The following is a 20,514-nucleotide window of genomic DNA, read 5'->3' as shown; positions in this document are numbered from 1 at the left end:
GGGCGCATCGGCTGGCGTGGGTGGCCATTGTAGGCGTGCCGGTGCGGGGGTGCCGTTCACTGTGCAGGAACTGGACAACGGCGATGCTGGAAATTCCCATCGATTCAATCCCTTGCCGATATCACGCCAATGGCCGATTGCCGGCGCTGCGGGCCAGGCGTGCAATGGCGGCACGACACAGGAGGACTTCACATGACTGCATCTTCCCCATGGCTGCCGGACACACTCTGGTCAGGCGCCTTCTTCGATGGTCAATGGAGCGCTGCCGCGCAGCGCCAGCCGGTGACCGAGCCCGCCACCGGGCAGTCGCTTGGTGAGATCGGCCTGGCCGACGCGGCGCAGGTCGCGCGTTCGGCTGCCGCTGCGGCGCAGGCGCAACAGGCATGGGCGGCGGCGCCGTACGAACAGCGCGCCGAGGTGCTGCGCAAGGCGGCGCGCCTGGCCGAGGAAAACATCGACACGCTGGTCGACTGGCTGGTCCGCGAAAGCGGCTCCACCCGCCTGAAGGCCGGCTTCGAGGCCAAGGTGACCATCAAGGCGCTGCATGAGGCCGCCGCACTGCCCTCACGCAGCGTGGGTGAGATCCTGCCGTCCGAGCCCGGGCGGCTGAATCTGGCGCGGCGTCGTCCCCTCGGCGTGGTGGGGGTGATTTCACCGTTCAATTTCCCGCTGTACCTGGCGATGCGCGCGGTGGCCCCGGCCATCGCTCTCGGCAATGCCGTGGTGCTCAAGCCCGACCCGCGCACGGCGGTGTGCGGTGGTGCGGTGATCGCACGCCTGTTCGAGCAGGCCGGTCTTCCGCAGGGTGTGCTGCACATGTTGCCCGGCGACGGCGCCGCCGGTGCCGCGCTGACCAGTGATCCGCACGTGGCGATGATCCAGTTCACCGGTTCCACTGCTGCCGGGCGCAAGGTCGGCGAAGCCGCCGGCAAACATCTGAAAAAAGTGTCACTGGAGCTGGGCGGCAAGAACGCGCTGATCATCCTTGACGATGCCGATCTGGACCTGGCCGTGGCCAACACTGCTTGGGGCGTGTACCTGCACCAGGGCCAGATCTGCATGGCCACCGGCCGTGTGCTGGTACAGCGAAGCATCCATCAGGCGTTCCTGCAGAAGCTGGTGGCCAAGGCGAAGTCGCTGAAGGTGGGTGACCCGGCACGCGAGGACGTGGCGCTGGGGCCACTGATCAATGCCGCGCAGCGCGACCATGCGGCGCGTGTGGTCGACGACGCAGTGAAGGCCGGTGCGTCCCTCGAAACCGGCGGCACCTACCAGGACCTGTTCTTCGCACCGACCGTGCTCGGCAACGTCAGCGCGGACAATCCGGCGTTCAACGAAGAAATCTTCGCACCGGTAGCGGTGGTGGTGCCGTTCGATGACGACGACGAAGCCGTGCGCCTGGCCAATGAAAGCGAATACGGCCTGTCGATGGCAATCGTCTCCAGCAATGTCGGCCGCGCGCTGAAGCTGGGCGAGCGCCTGCGTACCGGCCTGCTGCATATCAACGACCAGACCGTGAACGATGAGGTCATCAATCCCTTCGGCGGGATAGGAGCGTCCGGCAACGGCACCAGCATCGGCGGCCCGGCCAACGTGGAGGAATTTACCCAGTGGCAATGGATGACGGTCAAGGGCGAAGCCCCGGCCTATCCCATCTGATCGAGGAGAACGCAACGATGAGCAGCAACAGTGGATCGCGTGACATCACCGCCGCGGTGGTGCGCGGCAAGGAACAGCCCTTTGTCATCGAACAGGCGCGCCTGCGCGGCCCGCAGGACGACGAGGTACTGGTGAAGATCGTGGCGACCGGCCTGTGCCATACCGACCTGATCGTGCGTGACCAGTATTATCCGGTGCCGCTGCCGGCGGTGCTGGGCCATGAGGGCGCTGGCATCGTCGAGGCGGTCGGCCCCAACGTGCGTGAACTGAAGGCCGGCGACCACGTCGTGCTGACCTACGGTCAATGCGGCCACTGCAATCCCTGTCGTGGTGGACATGGTGCGTATTGCCGCGATTTCTTCGCGCTGAACTTCGGTGGCGTTGATGGCCACGGCCATACCGCCATCACCGATGCACAGGGCCAACCGCTGCACGATCACTTCTTCGCACAGTCGTCGTTTGCCACGTTTGCGTTGGCGCGCGAGATCAACGCGATCAAGGTACCTGACGATGCGCCGCTGGAGCTGCTCGGCCCGCTGGGCTGCGGCATCCAGACCGGTGCCGGTGCGGTACTCAACTCGCTGCAGGTGCGATCGGGCAGCAGCTTCGCCAGCTATGGTGCTGGAGCGGTCGGCCTGAGCGCGGTGATGGCGGCCAAGGTCGCCGGCGCCACCACCATCATCGCCATCGACGTGGTGCCCTCGCGGTTGCAGCTGGCCATGGAGCTGGGTGCCACCCACGTGGTCAACAGCCGCGAGACCGATGTGATCGAGGCCGTGCGTGCGATCACCGGCGGCGGCGCCGATTTCGCGCTGGAATCCACCGGTCGTCCGGAGGTGCTGTCGGCCGGCATCGAAGCCTTGGCCGGGCTGGGCATGATGGGCGTGGTCGGTGCGCCGAAGCTGGGTACCACCGCCAGTTTCGATGTGAACAATCTGCTGCTGGGTGGTCGCAGCATCCGCGGCATCGTCGAGGGCGACAGCGTGCCGCAGGTGTTCATTCCGCAGCTGGTGACGCTGTACCAGCAGGGGCGCTTCCCGTTCGACAGGCTGGTGAAGTTCTATCCGCTGGAGCAGATCAACCAGGCGGCCGAGGACAGTACGCGGGGCATTACCCTGAAGCCGATTCTGCGGATCGCGGCGTGAGGTGAGGGTTTGCAGGGCTGCGCCCTGCACCCGCCGAATCGACGTCAACGGCAACGTCAACGGCAACGTCAAAAGCGGGTATTCCGTGGGATGGCGGGGTGGGTCCGGTTGCGGGGGATGCTGCAAGTACGTCCCTGTAAGCTTGGCCGCGGCATCCATGCCGCGGACACCCCCGCAACCGGACCCACCCCGCCTTCGACAGATCTCCGCGATCTGTCGGAATGGCATGGGCTGCTCTTGGTGGGTGTCGACCTTGGTCGACACATGAATGCCTGACGGAGACGGAAACGCACTTTCACGGAACGGCGCGTCGTGGAAGTAGATCCACGCCATGCGTGGATGAACGCCTGACGGAAACGGAAACGCTCCGTTGTCGGGACGTAACGCGGGCGTGGCGTGTGTGGGTGTACGCTGTGTGCATGATGGCCACGACAGTCGGGCAGCAGCAATTGGTGGCGGCGCGTGCCGCGTTTGCCGAGGGCGACATGCAGTCGCTGGCGATGCTGCCCTTGCCCCTTCAGCAGTCCTGGCAACGCTCGCATGCGGCCGGTGTGCGCCCCGGCCAGGAGCCGTATTACCCGCCATTGCAGGGCAACGGCCACCACCTGGAATCCGGCGACGACCGCCGCCTGGCGCGTTGCGTGCAGCCTGAGCTGGAGCAGTTGTGGTCTGCGTTCGGTGCACGGGGATGGACGATGTTCTGCGCCAACCGCGAGGGCATGGTGATCGTACATCGCGCCCATGGCCTGGAAGATGCGCCGCTGCTGCGGCCGATCCAGGTGGGACGGCGGCTGGGCGAGGCCGAGATCGGCACCACCGCGCCTGCGGTCAGCCTGGCCGACGACCTGCCCGCCTTGGTACGCGGCAACGAACACTATCTGCAGCGGTTCGCCCCCGTGTTCTGCCTGAGTGAGCCGCTGCATGATCTGCAGGGGCAGGTCTGCGGTGCGATCGACATCACCGGGCTGGGGGAACGCGATCCGGCATTGCTGCAGGGCTATTTCCGGCAGGCAGCGCTGGCCATCGAGAACCGCTTGATGCACACGCTCAGCGATGTGCACCTGCTGGCGGTGCAACATGATCCGCGCTGGCTGGCATCACCGCTGCAGGGCCTGTTGGCGGTGCAGGAAGACGGCCAGTTGCTTGCCGCCAACCGCGTCGCCCGGCGTCTGCTCGGACTGCCACGGCGTGGGCCGCTGCCGCTGCTTTCGCTGGACAAGCTGTTTGCCGGCGCCAGCGCCGCACAGCGACGCCGACTGCTGCAGCCCGGTCCTGCGCATCGGGTGCGGCTGGGCGAGGGCAGTGCGGTCCATCTGCAGCATCTGCAGGCACCGCGCGCCGCACGATCGCGTTCGCCGGCTATGGCCGCGGCGCCTGTGCAGGCGGCGCCACTGCGTGACCAGCAGCGCGATGCAGCGCGGCGTGCCGCACGTGCCGCCGACGGCAACCTCAGCCTCGCTGCACGCCAACTCGGAATCTCGCGGACAACGCTGTACAAATTGCTGCGCGAGTGAGGCCGGCAACCGAGGCCGGCGCTACACCCCGGCCTCGATCAATCGCGGAAATTGTTGAACTGCAGCGGCAGTTCGAACTTGCCGGCCTTCAGCACGGCGATGGCGTCCTGCAGGTCGTCGCGCTTCTTGCCCATCACCCGCAGCTTGTCGCCGTTGATCTGGGTTTCCACCTTCAGCTTGGCTTCCTTCAGCGCCGCAGCGATCTTCTTGGCGATCTTCTGCTCGATGCCCTGCTTGACGGTGATCTTCTGCCGGGCTTGGGCCAGGTTGGTTTCCACGTCGCCATATTCCAGGCTGAGCACGTCGATGCTGCGGGCGGCCAGGCGTGCGCGCAGGATGTCGTTCATCTGCTTGAGCTGGAACTCGCTCGGCGCGGACTGGGTGATCACTTCACCCTCGCGCTCGAACCTGGCGTCCACGCCCTTGAAGTCGAAACGGGTGGCAAGCTCGCGGTTGGCCTGGTCGAGTGCATTGGTCAGTTCGTGGGTGTCGACTTCGGACACAACGTCGAAGGAAGGCATGGGCGTTACTCCGCAGAAATCAGTGGTGCTCATTCTATCGCGTGGGCCTGGGTGCCCGCTTTCTGTAGCCGGGCCCATGCCGTGGCTGTCGCTTTTCTGTAGAGCCGAGCCCATGCTCGGCTGCGTTGTGAAGAGCAGCCGAGCATGGGCTCGGCTCTACAATCCGGCGAGCTCGGCGATAATGGGCCATGAACCTGCAACGCTCCCCTTCGCGCGCCGTGGCCTGGATGGTCGCGGCTGTCGCCTGTTTCTCGCTGATGGACGCTGGCATGAAGCAGCTCTCGGCCAGCTATCCCTCGCTGGAGGTGACTTTCCTGCGGGGTGTGGCGTCGCTGCCCTTCGTGCTGGTCTGGGTACTGGCCAGTGCCGGGCCACGCTCGCTGATCCCGCGTCGGTGGGGCCTGCACCTGCTGCGCGGCGGGCTGGGCATGGCGATGATCGGCTGCTTCGTGTTCGCCCTGCGCGACCTGCCGCTGTCCACCGCCTACACCATCTATTTTGTCGCGCCGCTGCTGATTGCTGCCTTGTCGGTGCCGCTGCTGGGCGAGCGGGTCGGCCCGCGGCGCTGGGTCGCCATCGGTATCGGCCTGGTCGGTGTGCTGGTGGTGCTGCGGCCGGGCGTGGGCGGTTTCATCTCGGTGCCTGGCCTGATGGTGCTGGCCGCTGCCACCGCCTATGCCATCGCCGCGATCACCGTCAGCCTGCTGACCCGCACCGATACCTCGCAGTCGATGGTGGTCTGGTTCCTGGTCATCATGGCCATCGGCGCCGGACTGCTGGCAATCCCGGGCTGGGTGCCGCTGCAGATGGCGCATGCGCCGTTGATCGCCGGCATGGGCCTGGCCGGAGCGCTGGGCCAGATCGCGCTGACCAAGGCTTTCCAGCTGGGTGAGGCCTCGATGATCGCGCCGCTGGAGTACAGCGGCCTGGTCTGGGTGATCGGCTGGGACCTGGCGTTCTGGGGGCAGCTGCCGGATGGCTACACCTGGGCGGGCGCGGCGATCATCGTCGCCTCGGGCCTGTACCTGCTGCACCGCGAACGGGTGAACCGGCAGGAACCGCCGAAACCGTTGGACCATCCCTGAACCGGTTTGGCCGGGGAATGGGGTCAGATCCCCGCAGGGGCTCTGACCCCGGGCAATACGCCGTTGCGAGCTCCTTAGAACCAAAAGGAATAACATTCTGGCCCATGGCGCGGGCGCGCGAGCGCCGGCGCTGGTAGGCTGCACGCCCCCTTCCATCGCCCTCCCGGTGAGCTGATCCCGTGATCGAGTTCCAGCGCCTGCACAAATCCTATGCCGTTGCCGGCCGCGCGGTCAGCGCGCTGCAGCCGCTGGACCTGACCATCGAGGCCGGTGAGGTGTTCGGCATCATCGGCCATTCCGGAGCGGGCAAATCGACGCTGATCCGCATGATCAACCGCCTGGAAGAGCCCAGCGGTGGCCGTCTGCTGATCGCCGGTGAAGATGTCACGGCACTGGAGCCGGAGGGCCTGCGCGCGCTGCGCCGCCGGATCGGCATGATCTTCCAGCACTTCAACCTGCTGTCCTCGCGCACGGTGGCCGGCAACGTCGCCTTCCCACTGGAACTGGCCGGAACGCCGAGGGCCGAGATCGATGCGCGCGTGGCCGAACTGCTGCAGACCGTCGGCCTGCAGGCGCATGCGGACAAGTACCCGGCGCAGCTGTCGGGCGGGCAGAAGCAGCGTGTGGGCATCGCCCGGGCACTGGCCACCCGCCCGCAGATCCTGCTGTGCGATGAGGCCACCAGCGCGCTCGATCCGCAGACCACCGCCTCGGTGCTGGCGCTGCTGTCGAAGATCAACCGCGAACTGGGCCTGACCATCGTGCTGATCACCCACGAGATGGACGTGATCCGTCGCGTCTGCGACCGCGTGGCTGTGCTCGATGCCGGCCAGCTGGTCGAGACCGGCCCGGTGACCAAGGTGTTCCTGCATCCGCAGCACCCGACCACCCGCCGTTTCGTCAGCGAATCGGAGCAGGTGGACGAGGGCACATTGCACCGCGATTTCGACGCTGTCGGTGGCCGTGTCGTACGTCTGACCTTCCTCGGTGCCGACACCTACGAACCCCTGCTCGGCAGCGTCGCGCGGCAGACCGGGGTCGACTACAACATCCTTTCCGGCCGTATCGACCGGATCAAGGACACCCCGTATGGCCAGCTGATCGTCGCCCTGGTGGGCGGTGACCAGTCCGCCGCGCAGGCCGCGTTCGTGGCTGCCGGCGTGCACGTTGAGGAACTGCGTCGATGATCATCGCCACTGCCGGCGGCTTCTTCCGCCACCTGGATGCAGGCAAGTGGGCCGACATCGGCCAGGCCACCATCGACACTCTGCTGATGCTGGCCGGTTCGCTGCCACTGACCCTGGCCATCGGCCTGCCGCTGGGCGTGCTGCTGTACCTGTTCGGTGCGCCACAGCTGAAGCGCCGGCCGGTCGCCTACGGCGTGCTCGCGCTGGTGGTGAACCTGCTGCGCTCGGTGCCCTTCATCATCCTGATGATCGTGCTGATCCCGGTGACCCTGTTCATGATGGGGACCTCGCTGGGTGTGCGTGGCGCGATCGTGCCGCTGGTCATCGGCGCTGCACCGTTCTATGCACGCCTGGTGGAAACCGCGCTGCGTGAAGTGGATCGCGGGGTGATCGAGGCGACCCAGGCCATGGGCGCCACCACCTGGCAGCTGGTCACCCGGGTGCTGTTGCCCGAAGCACGGCCGGGCCTGATTGCCGGTGCGACGGTGACCACCGTGGCCCTGATCGGTTTCACGGCGATGGGCGGTGCGATCGGTTCCGGTGGCCTCGGTGACCTGGCGTTCCGCGATGGCTACCAGCGCTCGCATACCGACGTGGCACTGGTCACCGTGGTCCTGCTGCTGGTGCTGGTGCAGCTGCTGCAGATGCTGGGCGACCGCCTGGTCGCGCATTACAGCCGCAGATAACCGGGGCTTCCGCCGGGCATGGCCCGGCGCTACCGGAACGTTCGCGCGGCAGCGCCGGGCCATGCCCGGCGGCGGCGTCTCAACGCACGTTCGGCACTTCGTAGCCCAGCTTGCCGACCTGATCGGCGTGCTGCGGCACGCGCTTGAGCTTGTCGGTGTTCACCCCGTACTCGTCGCGCAGGCGTTCGGCCAGGTCCTTGTACAGGGCCTTGTCCATGTCAGGCGTGCGGGCGAAGATCCAGGCCATCTCGCGCCCCGGGTAGCCGATCAGCGCCCAGGAATAATCCGGCGCCACTTCCAGCACCCGCGAATGGGTCGGCACGACCCGGTAGAACCAGGTGCGCCAGCCGTGGTTGCCACTGTCGGGATCGACACTGGCACGCGCGCGGATTTCCTGCAGGGGCTCGCCGAAGCCATCGCGGTAGCGATAGGTGATGGCGACCTTGTGGTCCTCGCGCAGCTCGTATTGGTTGACGCTGGCGACGTGGCCGCGTTCGATGAAGTTCGGCACGCGGCCGATCACGTACCAGGTCCCCATGAAGCGCTGCAGGTCGATCGCCCCGTCTGCAGAGGCTTCCGCGGCGCTGTTGCGGGACGGCGGTGAGGAATTGGCAGCCACTGCCGGACCGCCCAGGGACAGGGCCAGCAACACAGCGCAGAGCGGGCGGATCGAGGTCATGCGGGAGCGGGCTCCAGTGGGCTTGCCCGCGCATGGTCACTGTGTGCACGCCATCCGTCAATGGTGTCGCAGCCGGTGAGAAGCCCCGCAGCCAAGCTGGCCTGCATCGACCACCGGAGAATCCGCATGCGCACACGTCCCCGCCACTACCTTCCAGCTGAACGCGTCAGCGAACGCAGCGATCCACGCCTGCTGCGGGTGGTGCCGCAGCTCGCCTTGGCCGGGCTGGCCGTGGTGCTGGTGTGGCCGGCCGCGCGCGGCAGCAGTGTCTGGCTGGGTTGGTTGCCGCTGTGGCTGGTCGGCATGCCGTTGGCGGCCTGGTGGGCCTTGCTGCGCTGCCCGTTGCCCACGCGGGCAGCGCTGCGCTGGTTGCGGCGCGACACGGGGCAGGCCCGGCGCCGCTCCCAGCCACGTACGCGCAAGGCGCACACCGCCACGGCCTGACCTTCGACACGGGGGCGGCCCCGGTGATCCATGCTAGCGTTCCACGGCTAATGACTGCCTGGAGCTGCAATGTCACGATTCGCTTCCGCCTGCCTGCTGGCCGGCATGATGACCGCTGCCTCGGTGGGTACCGCCGTGGCCGCTGAAGACACCGACCGTTACGCCTGGCTGGAGGACGTCACCGGCGACAAGCCGTTGTCCTGGGTCAAGGAACAGAACGCCAAGTCCGAGGCGCGCCTGGCGCAGACCCCGGCCTTCAAGCAGATGGAGACCAGCATCCGCGAGGTGCTCGACTCGGACGCCAAGATTCCCGGCGTGCAGAAGATCGGTGATTACTACTACAACTTCTGGAAGGACAAGCAGCACGAGCGCGGCCTGTGGCGCCGCACCACCCTGGCCGAGTACCGCAAGGCCTCGCCGACCTGGGAGACCGTGCTCGATCTGGATGCGCTGAACAAGGCCGAGAATGAAAACTGGGTCTGGCACGGCGCCGACTGCCTGCGTCCGGACTACAGCCGCTGCCTGATCGCGCTGTCGCGCGGCGGTGCCGACGCCGATGTCACCCGCGAGTTCGACCTGGCCAGCAAGAGCTGGATCAAGGACGGCTTCTTCCGTCCCGAATCGAAGGGCGGCCTGAGCTGGATCGACCGCGACACCGTGTTCGTCTACACCGATTTCGGTACCGGCTCGATGACCACCTCCGGTTACCCGCGCGTGGCCAAGCTGTGGAAGCGTGGCACGCCGATGTCCACGGCCAGCCTGGTCTATGAAGGCAAGCCGGAAGACATGTACATCGCGGCGATGCACGATGACACCCCGGGCTTCGAGCGCAACCTGGTCAGCCGTACGCTGGCCTTCTACAACAACGAGATCTACCTGCGCGGCGACGATGGCAAGTTGACCAGGATCGATGCGCCGAACTCGGCCGAGAAGGGCCTGCACAAGCAGTGGCTGACCCTGGAACTGCGCGATCCGTGGACCGTGGGTGGCAAGACCTACGCCTCCGGCGCACTGCTGGTGACCAAGCTTGATGATTTCCTGGCCGGCAAGCGCGACTTCGAGGTGCTGTTCACCCCGACCGCGACCACCTCGCTGGCCAGTGCCTCGTGGACCAAGAACCACCTGGTGCTGAACGTGCTGGACGACGTCAAGAACCGCCTGTCGGTGCTGACCCCGACCGCCAAGGGCTGGCAGAAGAGCGGCTTCGTCGGCGCGCCGGCCTTCGGCACCCTCGGCGTCAGTGCGGTCGACAGCAATGACAGCGATGCAGTGTGGCTGACCGCCACCGACTACCTGACCCCGACCACCCTGGCCATCGCCGACATCGGCAAGGCGCCGGAAGTGCTGAAGACCATGCCGGCGTTCTTCGATGCCGACGGCAAGGTCATCGAACAGCACTTCGCCACCAGCAAGGACGGCACCCGCGTGCCGTACTTCGTGGTGCACGACAAGGCGATGAAGCTCGATGGGTCCAACCCGACCCTGCTGTACGGCTACGGTGGCTTCGAGATCTCGCTGACCCCGTCGTATTCCGGTGGCATGGGCCGCGCCTGGCTGGAGAAGGGCGGCGTGTACGTGGTCGCCAACATCCGTGGCGGTGGCGAGTACGGCCCGCGCTGGCACCAGGCGGCGCTGAAGCAGAACCGTCACAAGGCCTATGAAGACATGGCCGCCGTTGCCCAGGATCTGGTCACCCGCAAGATCACGTCTGCCAAGCACCTGGGCGTGCAGGGCGGCAGCAACGGTGGCCTGCTCACCGGCAACATGCTGACCCAGTACCCGGAGCTGTTCGGTGCGGTGGTGGTGCAGGTTCCGCTGCTGGACATGAAGCGCTACAGCCACCTGCTGGCCGGCGCGTCGTGGATGGCCGAGTATGGCAACCCGGACACCAGCGACTGGGAGTTCATCAAGACCTTCTCGCCGTACCACCTGTTCGACGCGAAGAAGAGCTACCCGCCGGTGCTGTTCACCACCTCCACCCGCGATGACCGCGTGCATCCGGGCCACGCCCGCAAGATGGCCGCGAAGATGATCGATGCCGGCAAGGACGTGACCTACTACGAGAACATCGAAGGGGGTCATGGCGGTGCCGCCAACAACGCGCAGGCCGCGCACATGTCGGCACTGGCCTACAGCTTCCTGTGGGAGCGGTTGGGCGGTAAATGATGAAATGAAAAACGCCGCCCTCGGGCGGCGTTTTTCTTCATGGGTAGTGCCGGCCGCTGGCCGGCAATGCCGTCAGCGCGACCCGCCCCAGCTTTTCAACCCACGCGCGATACGGTCCACCGCGTCCTGCAACCGCGGCACTTCCTGGGTATAGGCCAGGCGCACGTGCTGGTTCGATCGATGGAAACCGAAATCCAGGCCCGGGGTGAATGCCACGTGCTCGGTCTCCAGGAAATGCGCACAGAACGCCTGCGCGTCATCGGTGAACGCGCTGACGTCGGCGTACAGGTAGAACGCACCCTGCGGCTCCACTTCGATGCGGAAGCCCAGTTCGCGCAGGGCCGGCAGCAGGAAGTCGCGGCGCTGCTGGAAGGCCTGGCGGCGCTGTTCGAAGATCGCCATCGCCTCTTCGCTGAAACAGGCAAGGGCCGCATGCTGGGCGATGCTCGAGGCGCTGATGTACAGGTTCTGCGCCAGCTTCTCCAGGTCGGGTACCGCCGCCGGTGGCGCCACCAGCCAACCCAGTCGCCAGCCGGTCATGCCGAAGTACTTGGAGAAGCTGTTCAGCACGAACGCGCTGTCATCGACCTGCAGCACGCTCGCTGCATCCAGGCCGTAGGTCAGGCCGTGATAGATCTCGTCGACCACCAGGTGGCCGCCGCGCGCGTGCAGCGACGCCGACAGTGCCGCCAGTTCATCGGCTGACAGCACGGTGCCGGTGGGATTTGCCGGTGATGCCACCAGCGCGCCGACGCTGTCGGCGTTCCAGTGCTGCTGCACCAGCGAAGGGGTCAGCTGATAGGCCGTTTCGGGTCCCACCGGCACCAGCTGCGCGCCACCTTCCACCAGTCGCAGGAAGTGGCGGTTGCACGGATAGCCGGGATCGGCCAGCAGCCAGTGGCGGCCCGGGTCGACCAGCAGGCTGCTGGCCAGCAGCAGCGCGCCGGAGCCGCCCGGGGTGACCAGGATGCGTTCGGGGTCGATATCCAGGCCGTAGTGGCTGCGATAGAAGCCGCTGATCGCCTGGCGCAGGGCGGGTAGCCCGCGTGCGGCGGTGTAGCGGGTGTGGCCGGCGGCCAGCGCCGCCTGGCCGGCACGCACGACCGGCTCGGCAGTGGTGAAGTCCGGTTCGCCGATCTCCAGATGGATCACATCGTGACCGGCCTGTTCCAGCGCCTGCGCGCGGGCCAGCAGGGACATCACATGGAAGGGAGCGATTTCGTGGCTGCGCCGGCTGTAGCCCGGCGTGTGGGGCAGGGTACTCATGCCCACATGGTACGCCGCCGGTCCAGGTAGTGCCGGCCGCTGGCCGGCAACCTCGGGATGAACAGTCTGCTGCGGTTGCCGGCCAGCGGCCGGCACTACCGGCGCGCACCGTGACGATCCGCAGGGTTGCCGCTTCGCCGCGATTGGGGTCAGATCCCTTTTCGGGAAAAGGGATCTGACCCCGTCGAAGACCATTGCATTGAAGCGCCTGGAGCCTTATTTCATGAAATCCACTCTCTGCCTGTTGCTTGCGAGCCTGATGACCAGCACCGCTACCGCCGCCACCCCGCCCGTTCCGCCGGATGTTGAGAAGCGTCCGCACGTGGTCAAGGCGCCGTTCGGCGCGACCCGCAACGATGACTATTACTGGCTGCGCGACGACAAGCGCGAGGACAAGGCCATGCTGGCCTACCTGCAGGCCGAGAATGCCTATGCCGACCAGCTGCTGGCACCGCTGAAGCCGCTGGAGGATGCGCTGTACGGCGAGATCGTCGGCCGCATCAAGCAGGACGATGCCAGTGTGCCGGCGCGCGAGCGCGGCTACTGGTACTACAGCCGCTACGAAACCGGTCAGGACTATCCCATCCATGCCCGCCGCAAGGCCAGCATGGACGCGCCGGAGGAAGTCCTGCTCAACGTCAACACGATGGCTGCCGGCAAGGGCTATTTCAGCGTCGGCTCGATGGAGGTCAGCCAGGACAATCAGCTGCTGGCCTGGGCCGACGATGACGTGGGTCGCCGCCAGTACGTCATCCGCTTCAAGGACCTGCGCACCGGTGCGGTGCTGCCGGACACGATCACCGGTACCTCCGGCGACCTGGTCTGGGCCGACGACAACCGCACCGTGCTGTATGTCGAGAACGATCCGGAAACCCTGCTGACCGTGCGGGTGAAGAAGCACGTGCTGGGCACCCCGGCCAGCGCCGACACCGTCGTCTACGAAGAAAAGGACGACAGCTTCTACATGGGCATCGGCCGCACCCGCGACGATCGCTTCATCACCATCGGCGTGCACAGCACCGTGTCCTCCGAAGAGCGCTACGCACCGGCCAGCGACCCGACCACGTTCACCGTGCTCGCCCCGCGCCAGCGTGACGTGGAGTACGACGCCGACCATTACGATGGCCGCTGGGTGATCCGCACCAACGATGGTGCGAAGAACTTCAAGCTGGTGACCGCACCGACCGACGCCACCTCGCGTGCGCAGTGGAAGGACTGGATCGCCCATGACGATGCAGTGTTCATCGAAGGCTTCGAACTGTTCGATACCTACACCGCCATCGCCGAACGTTCCGAAGGCCTGGAGCGCATCCGCCTGCTGTTCAAGGACGGTCGCAACGACTACGTGAAGGCTGACGAACCGGCCTATTCGATGGGCCTGGGCGACAACACCGAGGCTGACACTACGTGGCTGCGCTATGTCTACACCTCGATGACCACGCCGACCACGGTGTACGAACTGAACACCACCAACGGCGAGCGTCGCCAGCTGAAGCAGCAGCCGGTGATCGGCTATGACGCCTCGAAGTACGAAACCGACCGGGTGTGGATCACCGCGCGCGACGGGGTGAAGGTGCCGGTGTCGCTGGTCTACCGCAAGGGCTACCAGAAGGATGGCACCGGCGCGCTGTTCCAGTACGCCTACGGCAGCTATGGCATGTCGATGGACCCGTACTTCAACCAGACTGCGGTGAGCCTGCTCGACCGTGGCGTGGTGTATGCCATCGCCCACATCCGCGGTGGCCAGGAAATGGGCCGCGACTGGTACGAGAACGGCAAGCTGCTGCACAAGCAGAACACCTTCAACGACTTCATCGACGTCACCCGTGGCCTGGTGGCACAGGGCTGGGCGGCGAAGGATCGTGTCGCCGCGTCTGGTGGCAGTGCCGGTGGCCTGCTGATGGGCGCCATCGCCAACCAGGCGCCACAGGACTACCGCGTGCTGGTGGCGCAGGTGCCGTTCGTGGACGTGGTCACCACCATGCTCGACCCGACCATCCCGCTGACCACCAACGAGTACGACGAGTGGGGCAACCCCGAGCAGAAGCCGTACTACGAGTACATGCTGTCCTACTCGCCCTACGACAACGTGAAAAAGCAGGCCTATCCGTCGCTGTTCGTGGGTACCGGCCTGTGGGATTCGCAGGTGCAGTACTGGGAGCCGGCCAAGTGGGTGGCCAAGCTGCGTGATGACAACACCGGCCACTTCCCGATCCTGTTCCGCACCAACATGGAAGCCGGCCACGGTGGCAAGTCCGGGCGCTTCCAGCGTTACCGCGAACTGTCCGAGTCGTATGCGTTCGTGCTGCAGCAGCTGGGCATCGAAACGCCCGCTGCCGGCGCTGCGACGGAATGACGCATCGTGGCGGCGGTGATATCGCCGCCGCCACCTGCGCTGGGTATCCTTGCGCGATGAGCCTGCCCGAACCGCCCGCCAGCAAGGACCTGCCAGCGCCCACCCGGCCGGTGCGGTTCCGTTGGGCGTGGTGGCTGCTGGCCTATGCCAGCCTGGGCACCGGCATCGTTGGCATCTTCGTGCCGGGGCTGCCCACCACCGTATTCATCCTGATCTCGGCCTGGGCCGCTTCGCGCGGCTCCGAGCGCCTGCACGGCTGGCTGCTGCAGCACCCGCGCTTCGGCCCGGCCATCGCCAACTGGCAGGCACATGGTGCGGTCAGCCGCTACGGCAAATGGATGGCCACGATCACCATGGCGGTGTGCGCCGGCATCATGCTGTGGTGCGTGCCGGTGGCCTGGGTGAAGTGGTTCTCCATCGGCAGCATGACCATGGTGGCGATCTGGCTGTGGACCCGGCCGCTGCCACCGGCCGATTGATCTCTGCCGCCGGGCCATGCCCGGCGGATGCGTGGCGCGGCACCCTGCACCAACCGCTCAGCCGTCAATGGCTATACTCGGGGCATGAACATCCCCCATCGCAATGTCATCCTGATTCCGCTGGCAGCGGCCTCGCTGCTGTTCCTCGCCGCGTGCGGCAACAAGGGCCCGCTGGTGTTGCCGCAGAAGCCGGTACCGGTGGAAGAAACCGTCGAGCCGGCCGCTGATGCCGACACCACGCCCGCGGCCACCCAGAGCACCGGTGACGGCAGTCCGTCGGTAACCCCGGACCCGGTCAAGAAGGTGGACGACGGGAATGAGTAAGGCCGGTTCCAACGGCCTGCGCTTCAGCAAGATGCACGGCGCGGGCAACGATTTCGTAGTGATCGACCTGCGCGATGGCACTCCGCCGCCCACCCCGGAACTGGCCGCGCGCCTGGCCGACCGCCATACCGGCGTCGGCTGCGACCAGATCCTGACCATCGAGCCGCCGCGCGCCGAAGGCTCGGTCGCCTCATACCGCATCTGGAACGCCGATGGTTCCAATTCCGAGCAGTGCGGCAACGGCGCGCGCTGCATCGCTGCCTGGCTGGTACGCGAAGGTAGTGCGCAGGGCGATCGCTTCGTGATCGACAGCCCGCTGGCCAGCCACGCCGTGGATGTGCTCGGCGATGACCAGTACGCGGTGGCGATGGGCGTGCCGCTGTTCGAGCCGGCGCAGGTGCCGCTGATCGGCTTCGCCCACCCGCGCGAGGAATATCTGCTGCCACTGCAGGGCGAGACCGTGCGCTTCGCGGCGGTGTCGATGGGCAATCCGCACGCAGTGATTGAAGTGGGCCTGGTCGACGCTGCACCGGTTGAGCGCGTAGGCGGACTGCTGCAGCAGCATGCCTCGTTCCCGAAGTCGGTGAACGTGGGCTTCGCGCAGGTGATGAGCCCGGAACATGTGCGCCTGCGCGTGTTCGAGCGCGGCGTGGGTGAAACCCTGGCCTGCGGCAGTGGCGCCTGCGCCGCCGCCGTGACCCTGATGCATCGCGGCCGCCTGCAGCGCGATGCGCGCATCAGCCTGCCCGGTGGCGACCTGCGCATCCAGTGGCCAGGCGATGGCCAGCCGGTGGTGATGGCGGGCCCGACCGCATTCGTCTTCGAAGGGGAGTGGATCGCATGACTGAGACCGTCGACAAGCTCGGTGCCCATGAAGTCGCCGCCTGGTTGCGGCGTCATCCGGGCTTCCTCAAGCAGTTCCCGGACCTGGCGCTGACCCTGGTGGTGCCACGCGATGACGGCCCGACCGCATCGCTGGCCAGCTACCAGCTGGAAGTGCTGCGCGAGAAGAACCGCGAGCTGGCGCGACGGTTGGCCGACCTGGGCGCGACCGCGCAGGTCAACGAGCGGCTGGCGGTGCGCACGCATCAGCTCACCCTGGCCCTGATGAAGCAGGACAACGCCGCCGATACGCTGCGCGCGATGGCGGCGTCGCTGCAGGAAGATTTCGCCGGCGATCTGGTGCGGCTGGTGGTGCATGCGCCGGTAGCCGGGCTGGAGCAGGCCGAGTGGCTGCAGGTGCTGGCTGCCGATGATGCGCAGCTGGGCCCGTTCCGCGACTGCCTGAAGGATGGCGAGCCGATCTGCGGCCGCCTGCACAGCGACAAGAACGCGGTGCTGTACGGCGCGCGCAGCGAGGAAGTGCAGACCACCGCGCTGCTGCCGTTGCCGGGCGTTGGCCTGATCGCGGTGGGCAGCCATGATCCCAACCGTTTCTATCCCGGCATGGGCACGCTGTTCCTGCGGATGATGGGCGAGGCCCTGGTGACCGGGCTCAAGCGCTTCGCGGATTGAGCGGGAAACGACGACGATGAGCGCGGTGCAGGCGTTCCTGCAGCACCTGCAGGTGGAGCGGCGGATGTCGGCGCATACGCTCGATGCCTACCGCCGCGACCTGGACGCATTGTCGGTGTGGGCCGAGCCCCGAGGCGTGGCCGTGGAGGCGCTGGATACCGACGCGGTGCGCCAGTTCGTTGCCGACGAACACCGCCGTGGCCTGTCGGCCAAGAGCCTGCAGCGCAGGCTGTCGGCCTGCCGCAGCTTCTACGCCTGGCTGCTCAAGCATGGCCGTATCGAGGCCAGCCCGGCAGCCACGCTGAAGGCGCCGCGCGCACCGAGACGATTGCCTCAGGTACTCGATGCCGACGAAGCCGTGCAGCTGGTTGAACTGGAACCGGAAGGCGAGCTGGGTCGTCGTGACCGCGCGCTGCTGGAGCTGTTCTATTCTTCCGGCCTGCGCTTGAGCGAAGTCTGCGCGCTGACCTGGCGCGATCTGGATTTCGCCAGTGGCCTGGTCAACGTGATGGGCAAGGGCAACCGGCAACGTCGCGTTCCCTTCGGAAAGCCGGCACGCGAGGCGCTGCTGACCTGGCGCAGCGAAAGCGGCGGTGGTGCCGCCACACCGGTTTTTCCCGGCCGCAACGGGCCGATCAGCCAGCGCGCGGTGCAGATCCGCATCCGCCAGCTGGCGCAGCGCCAAGGCCTGTTCAAGCACGTGCACCCGCACATGCTGCGGCACAGTTTCGCCAGCCACATCCTGGAATCCTCCGGCGACCTGCGCGGTGTGCAGGAACTGCTCGGCCATGCCGACATCGCCACCACGCAGATCTACACGCATCTGGATTTCCAGCATCTGGCCAAGGTCTACGATGCGGCGCACCCGCGCGCGAAACGCCGCAAAGACCCGCCCGACAAGGGGGGGTAGCGCCGGGCCATGCCCGGCGAGCGCGCAGCGCGGACTGCGTCGCATGCACGACACAGGGATCGCACAGCCGCCGGGCATGGCCCGGCGCTACCGGAACGGCCGCTGCTTGATCTGGATCAGGGCAGGGCAGTGGTCGCTGGCGCATCGTGGCCGCAGCCACGAAGAGATGCCGACCATGGCAAAGCCCATTCCGCTGCGTCCCAAGCACCCCGAGCGCATCTGCTGGGGCTGCGACCGTTACTGCGCCGCCGACGCACTGGCCTGTGGCAACGGTTCGGGCCGCACCCAGCACCCCATCGAAACCCAGGGCGAAGACTGGTACGTGGCATGGGGCATTGAACCCAATCCGGACCGGCCATCGCATGCCAAGCGCTGAACGGCAGCTATCGGCACGGGCTTGATCGCTTCGGCGGCTGTCCCCATGTCCCGTGAACAGCTATCGGAGGCCGCATGGACCCCAGTCAGAATCCCACCGTTTTCCACGCCACCACCATCGTCTGCGTTCGTCGCGGCGAGCACGTGGCCATTGCCGGCGACGGCCAGGTCACCCTCGGCCACACGGTGATGAAGGGCAACGCACGCAAGGTCCGCCGCCTCGGCCGTGATGGCCAGGTGCTGGCCGGCTTCGCCGGTGCCGCCGCCGATGCCTTCACCCTGTTCGAGCTGTTCGAGGCCAAGCTGGAAAAGCACGGCCAGCTGCAGCGTGCTGCGGTGGAGCTGGCCAAGGATTGGCGCACCGAGCGTCGCCTCGGCAAGCTTGAAGCCCTGCTGGCGGTGGCCGACAAGGAAACCTCGCTGATCATCAGCGGCACCGGCGATGTGATCGAGCCGGAGGACGGCATCATCGCCATCGGTTCCGGTGGTTCGTATGCACTGTCCGCTGCACGCGCGCTGATGGCGCACACCGAACTGGACGCACGCACCATCGCCAGTGAAGCGATCAACATCGCCGGCGACATCTGCATCTACACCAACCGCAACGTGGTGGTCGAGGAGCTGTGACGGGGAACCGTCACAGGCATTCCCGATCCGCCGGGCATGGCCCGGCGCTACCGACAACGAATTCGTGAGCACACCCATGCCGCACAAGATCGAAGTTTCCTCCGCCACCATGACCCCGCGCGAGATCGTGCAGGAACTGGACCGGCACATCGTCGGGCAGCATGACGCCAAGCGCGCGGTTGCCATCGCCCTGCGCAACCGCTGGCGCCGCATGCAGCTGCAGCCCGAGCTGCGCAACGAGGTCATGCCCAAGAACATCCTGATGATCGGCCCGACCGGCGTCGGCAAGACCGAGATCGCGCGCCGCCTGGCCACGCTGGCCAACGCGCCGTTCGTCAAGGTCGAAGCGACCCGCTTCACCGAAGTCGGCTACGTCGGCAAGGACGTCGAGCAGATCATCCGCGACCTGGCCGATACCGCCGTCAAGCTGTACCGCGAGCAGGCCAAGGTGCGCGTGCGCACGCAGGCCGAAGAGCGCGCCGAAGACCGCATCCTCGATGCGCTGCTGCCGCGCCGCAGCGGTGGCATCGGTTTCGACCCGGAGGCAGCGCGCAACGAACCGTCGGCGCAGGACAACGAGACCCGCATCAAGTTCCGCAAGATGCTGCGCAATGGTGAGCTGGATGATCGCGAGATCGAGCTCGACCTGACCGCCAACGTCAGCATGGACATCATGACCCCGCCGGGCATGGAGGAAATGGGCCAGCAGCTGAAGTCGATGTTCGCCAACCTCGGCGGTGGCGCCAAGGCGCACAAGCGCACGCTGACCATCAAGGCCGCGCGTCCGCTGCTGCAGGAAGAAGAAGCCGGCAAGCTGGTCAACGAGGACGATATCCGCACCGCCGCGATCGAAGCCTGCGAGCAGCACGGCATCGTGTTCATCGACGAGATCGACAAGGTCGCCAAGCGGGGTGATGCAGGCTCGTCTGGCGGTGATGTCTCGCGCGAAGGCGTGCAGCGCGATCTGCTGCCGCTGGTGGAAGGTTCCAACGTGTCCACCAAGTACGGCACGATCAAGACCGACCATATCCTGTTCATCGCATCGGGCGCGTTCCACCTGGCCAAGCCCAGTGACCTGATCCCCGAGCTGCAGGGCCGCTTCCCGATCCGCGTGGAGCTGGGTGCGCTGAGCAAGGCGGATTTCGTGCGCATCCTGACCGAACCGAAGGCTGCGCTGACAAAGCAGTACGAAGCGCTGCTGGCCACCGAAGGCGTCAAGGTCAGCTTCACCACCGATGCCATCGACCGCCTGGCCGAGATCGCGTTCCAGGTGAACGAGCGCCAGGAGAACATCGGTGCGCGCCGTCTGCACACGGTGCTGGAGCGCCTGCTGGATTCGCTCAGCTACGAGGCACCGGACCGCGATGGTGAAACCCTGGCCATCGACAGTGCCTATGTCGATGCGCACCTGGGTGAGCTGGTGCAGGATCCGGACCTGAGCCGTTACATCCTGTAACCGGGAATGCGCAAAGGCCGCCGAAAGGCGGCCTTTTTCGTGGGCCATGAGCGAAGCCTGCGGGCGCCAGGGTCGGCGTCCGGCAATCGACGCTCCTTTCAGGGATCGTGTTGGAACGCA

General features: G+C 66.6%; 20 protein-coding genes. 17 read left to right on the top strand and 3 right to left on the bottom strand.

Annotated elements, in window-relative coordinates:
- Positions 1-192 precede the first annotated feature (192 nt).
- From QOL57_RS09890 to QOL57_RS09880, 3 genes are all read left to right on the top strand, one after another.
- The gene (locus QOL57_RS09890) at positions 193-1,659 is read left to right on the top strand and encodes a benzaldehyde dehydrogenase (RefSeq protein ID WP_089236998.1); all 1,467 of its coding nucleotides are present in this window, start codon (positions 193-195) and stop codon (positions 1,657-1,659) included.
- Between the two features lie 17 nt (positions 1,660-1,676).
- Positions 1,677-2,804, top strand: coding sequence for an NAD(P)-dependent alcohol dehydrogenase (locus QOL57_RS09885; RefSeq protein WP_089236997.1), 1,128 nt, complete (start codon positions 1,677-1,679; stop codon positions 2,802-2,804).
- Between the two features lie 422 nt (positions 2,805-3,226).
- Entirely contained in the window at positions 3,227-4,318 is a 1,092-nt protein-coding gene (locus QOL57_RS09880; protein WP_244900670.1) for a helix-turn-helix domain-containing protein, read from the top strand.
- 38 nt (positions 4,319-4,356) lie between these two features.
- On the opposite strand, the gene QOL57_RS09875 is transcribed toward QOL57_RS09880, so the two are convergent.
- Positions 4,357-4,839, bottom strand: coding sequence for a YajQ family cyclic di-GMP-binding protein (locus tag QOL57_RS09875; protein ID WP_089236993.1), 483 nt, complete (start codon positions 4,837-4,839; stop codon positions 4,357-4,359).
- A 188-nt stretch (positions 4,840-5,027) separates the two neighbouring features.
- Here QOL57_RS09875 and QOL57_RS09870 point away from each other — a divergent pair, with 188 nt between their 5' ends.
- The 3 genes from QOL57_RS09870 (at position 5,028) to QOL57_RS09860 (ending at position 7,797) form a co-directional block, all read left to right on the top strand.
- Positions 5,028-5,924 carry a DMT family transporter gene (locus QOL57_RS09870; RefSeq protein WP_089236991.1) on the top strand — a complete coding sequence of 299 codons (897 nt, stop codon included), beginning with the start codon at positions 5,028-5,030 and terminating at the stop codon, positions 5,922-5,924.
- A 179-nt stretch (positions 5,925-6,103) separates the two neighbouring features.
- Positions 6,104-7,111, top strand: a complete 1,008-nt coding sequence (locus QOL57_RS09865; RefSeq protein WP_089236990.1) for a methionine ABC transporter ATP-binding protein — start codon at positions 6,104-6,106, stop codon at positions 7,109-7,111.
- Entirely contained in the window at positions 7,108-7,797 is a 690-nt protein-coding gene (locus QOL57_RS09860; RefSeq protein WP_025877307.1) for a methionine ABC transporter permease, read from the top strand. Before QOL57_RS09865 ends, QOL57_RS09860 begins: the two co-directional genes overlap by 4 nt.
- 79 nt (positions 7,798-7,876) lie before the next feature.
- On the opposite strand, the gene QOL57_RS09855 is transcribed toward QOL57_RS09860, so the two are convergent.
- Complete coding sequence (locus QOL57_RS09855) at positions 7,877-8,476, bottom strand: lipocalin family protein (protein ID WP_089236988.1); 600 nt, start codon at positions 8,474-8,476, stop codon at positions 7,877-7,879.
- Positions 8,477-8,602: 126 nt separating this feature from the next.
- Between QOL57_RS09855 and QOL57_RS09850 the strand changes: the two genes are divergently transcribed.
- Both QOL57_RS09850 and QOL57_RS09845 read left to right on the top strand, forming a co-directional pair.
- Positions 8,603-8,920 carry a hypothetical protein gene (locus tag QOL57_RS09850; RefSeq protein ID WP_089236986.1) on the top strand — a complete coding sequence of 106 codons (318 nt, stop codon included), beginning with the start codon at positions 8,603-8,605 and terminating at the stop codon, positions 8,918-8,920.
- A gap of 69 nt (positions 8,921-8,989) precedes the next feature.
- Entirely contained in the window at positions 8,990-11,086 is a 2,097-nt protein-coding gene (locus QOL57_RS09845) for a prolyl oligopeptidase family serine peptidase (RefSeq protein WP_089236985.1), read from the top strand.
- Positions 11,087-11,158: 72 nt separating this feature from the next.
- On the opposite strand, the gene QOL57_RS09840 is transcribed toward QOL57_RS09845, so the two are convergent.
- Positions 11,159-12,352: a pyridoxal phosphate-dependent aminotransferase gene (locus QOL57_RS09840; protein ID WP_089236983.1), complete on the bottom strand. Its 1,194-nt coding sequence runs from the start codon at positions 12,350-12,352 to the stop codon at positions 11,159-11,161.
- 223 nt (positions 12,353-12,575) lie between these two features.
- Between QOL57_RS09840 and QOL57_RS09835 the strand changes: the two genes are divergently transcribed.
- The 9 genes from QOL57_RS09835 to hslU all read left to right on the top strand — a co-directional run bounded on the left by QOL57_RS09835 (position 12,576) and on the right by hslU (position 20,394).
- On the top strand, positions 12,576-14,708 hold the full coding sequence (locus tag QOL57_RS09835; RefSeq protein WP_089236981.1) for a S9 family peptidase: 2,133 nt from the start codon (positions 12,576-12,578) through the stop codon (positions 14,706-14,708).
- Positions 14,709-14,764: 56 nt separating this feature from the next.
- Complete coding sequence (locus tag QOL57_RS09830; RefSeq protein WP_089236979.1) at positions 14,765-15,187, top strand: YbaN family protein; 423 nt, start codon at positions 14,765-14,767, stop codon at positions 15,185-15,187.
- Between the two features lie 84 nt (positions 15,188-15,271).
- Positions 15,272-15,511, top strand: coding sequence for a lipoprotein (locus tag QOL57_RS09825; protein ID WP_089238116.1), 240 nt, complete (start codon positions 15,272-15,274; stop codon positions 15,509-15,511).
- Entirely contained in the window at positions 15,504-16,355 is an 852-nt protein-coding gene (gene dapF, locus QOL57_RS09820) for a diaminopimelate epimerase (RefSeq protein ID WP_089236978.1), read from the top strand. Before QOL57_RS09825 ends, dapF begins: the two co-directional genes overlap by 8 nt.
- Positions 16,352-17,026 carry a DUF484 family protein gene (locus QOL57_RS09815; RefSeq protein WP_025877290.1) on the top strand — a complete coding sequence of 225 codons (675 nt, stop codon included), beginning with the start codon at positions 16,352-16,354 and terminating at the stop codon, positions 17,024-17,026. Before dapF ends, QOL57_RS09815 begins: the two co-directional genes overlap by 4 nt.
- Before the next feature lie 16 nt (positions 17,027-17,042).
- On the top strand, positions 17,043-17,936 hold the full coding sequence (gene xerC, locus QOL57_RS09810) for a tyrosine recombinase XerC (protein WP_089236976.1): 894 nt from the start codon (positions 17,043-17,045) through the stop codon (positions 17,934-17,936).
- Between the two features lie 106 nt (positions 17,937-18,042).
- On the top strand, positions 18,043-18,312 hold the full coding sequence (locus QOL57_RS09805; RefSeq protein WP_244900667.1) for a DUF3079 domain-containing protein: 270 nt from the start codon (positions 18,043-18,045) through the stop codon (positions 18,310-18,312).
- A 74-nt stretch (positions 18,313-18,386) separates the two neighbouring features.
- The gene (gene hslV, locus QOL57_RS09800; protein ID WP_025877284.1) at positions 18,387-18,938 is read left to right on the top strand and encodes an ATP-dependent protease subunit HslV; all 552 of its coding nucleotides are present in this window, start codon (positions 18,387-18,389) and stop codon (positions 18,936-18,938) included.
- 76 nt (positions 18,939-19,014) lie between these two features.
- The gene (hslU, locus tag QOL57_RS09795) at positions 19,015-20,394 is read left to right on the top strand and encodes an ATP-dependent protease ATPase subunit HslU (protein ID WP_089236974.1); all 1,380 of its coding nucleotides are present in this window, start codon (positions 19,015-19,017) and stop codon (positions 20,392-20,394) included.
- Positions 20,395-20,514: the final 120 nt, after the last annotated feature.

The sequence above is a fragment of the Stenotrophomonas sp. yr243 genome (assembly GCF_900184195.1).
Taxonomy (GTDB): Bacteria; Pseudomonadota; Gammaproteobacteria; order Xanthomonadales; family Xanthomonadaceae; genus Stenotrophomonas; species Stenotrophomonas lactitubi.
This window is presented reverse-complemented; position numbering and strand designations above follow the sequence as displayed.

Coding starts and splice junctions, on each gene's coding strand:
- QOL57_RS09845 (WP_089236985.1), top strand. CDS start 8,990: ATGTCACGATTCGCTTCCGCCTGCCTGCTGGCCGGCATGATGACCGCT.
- QOL57_RS09825 (WP_089238116.1), top strand. CDS start 15,272: ATGAACATCCCCCATCGCAATGTCATCCTGATTCCGCTGGCAGCGGCC.
- QOL57_RS09870 (WP_089236991.1), top strand. CDS start 5,028: ATGAACCTGCAACGCTCCCCTTCGCGCGCCGTGGCCTGGATGGTCGCG.
- QOL57_RS09840 (WP_089236983.1), bottom strand. CDS start 12,352: ATGAGTACCCTGCCCCACACGCCGGGCTACAGCCGGCGCAGCCACGAA.
- hslU (WP_089236974.1), top strand. CDS start 19,015: ATGCCGCACAAGATCGAAGTTTCCTCCGCCACCATGACCCCGCGCGAG.
- QOL57_RS09855 (WP_089236988.1), bottom strand. CDS start 8,476: ATGACCTCGATCCGCCCGCTCTGCGCTGTGTTGCTGGCCCTGTCCCTG.
- QOL57_RS09815 (WP_025877290.1), top strand. CDS start 16,352: ATGACTGAGACCGTCGACAAGCTCGGTGCCCATGAAGTCGCCGCCTGG.
- QOL57_RS09880 (WP_244900670.1), top strand. CDS start 3,227: ATGGCCACGACAGTCGGGCAGCAGCAATTGGTGGCGGCGCGTGCCGCG.
- hslV (WP_025877284.1), top strand. CDS start 18,387: ATGGACCCCAGTCAGAATCCCACCGTTTTCCACGCCACCACCATCGTC.
- dapF (WP_089236978.1), top strand. CDS start 15,504: ATGAGTAAGGCCGGTTCCAACGGCCTGCGCTTCAGCAAGATGCACGGC.
- xerC (WP_089236976.1), top strand. CDS start 17,043: ATGAGCGCGGTGCAGGCGTTCCTGCAGCACCTGCAGGTGGAGCGGCGG.
- QOL57_RS09860 (WP_025877307.1), top strand. CDS start 7,108: ATGATCATCGCCACTGCCGGCGGCTTCTTCCGCCACCTGGATGCAGGC.
- QOL57_RS09885 (WP_089236997.1), top strand. CDS start 1,677: ATGAGCAGCAACAGTGGATCGCGTGACATCACCGCCGCGGTGGTGCGC.
- QOL57_RS09875 (WP_089236993.1), bottom strand. CDS start 4,839: ATGCCTTCCTTCGACGTTGTGTCCGAAGTCGACACCCACGAACTGACC.
- QOL57_RS09890 (WP_089236998.1), top strand. CDS start 193: ATGACTGCATCTTCCCCATGGCTGCCGGACACACTCTGGTCAGGCGCC.
- QOL57_RS09835 (WP_089236981.1), top strand. CDS start 12,576: ATGAAATCCACTCTCTGCCTGTTGCTTGCGAGCCTGATGACCAGCACC.
- QOL57_RS09850 (WP_089236986.1), top strand. CDS start 8,603: ATGCGCACACGTCCCCGCCACTACCTTCCAGCTGAACGCGTCAGCGAA.
- QOL57_RS09830 (WP_089236979.1), top strand. CDS start 14,765: ATGAGCCTGCCCGAACCGCCCGCCAGCAAGGACCTGCCAGCGCCCACC.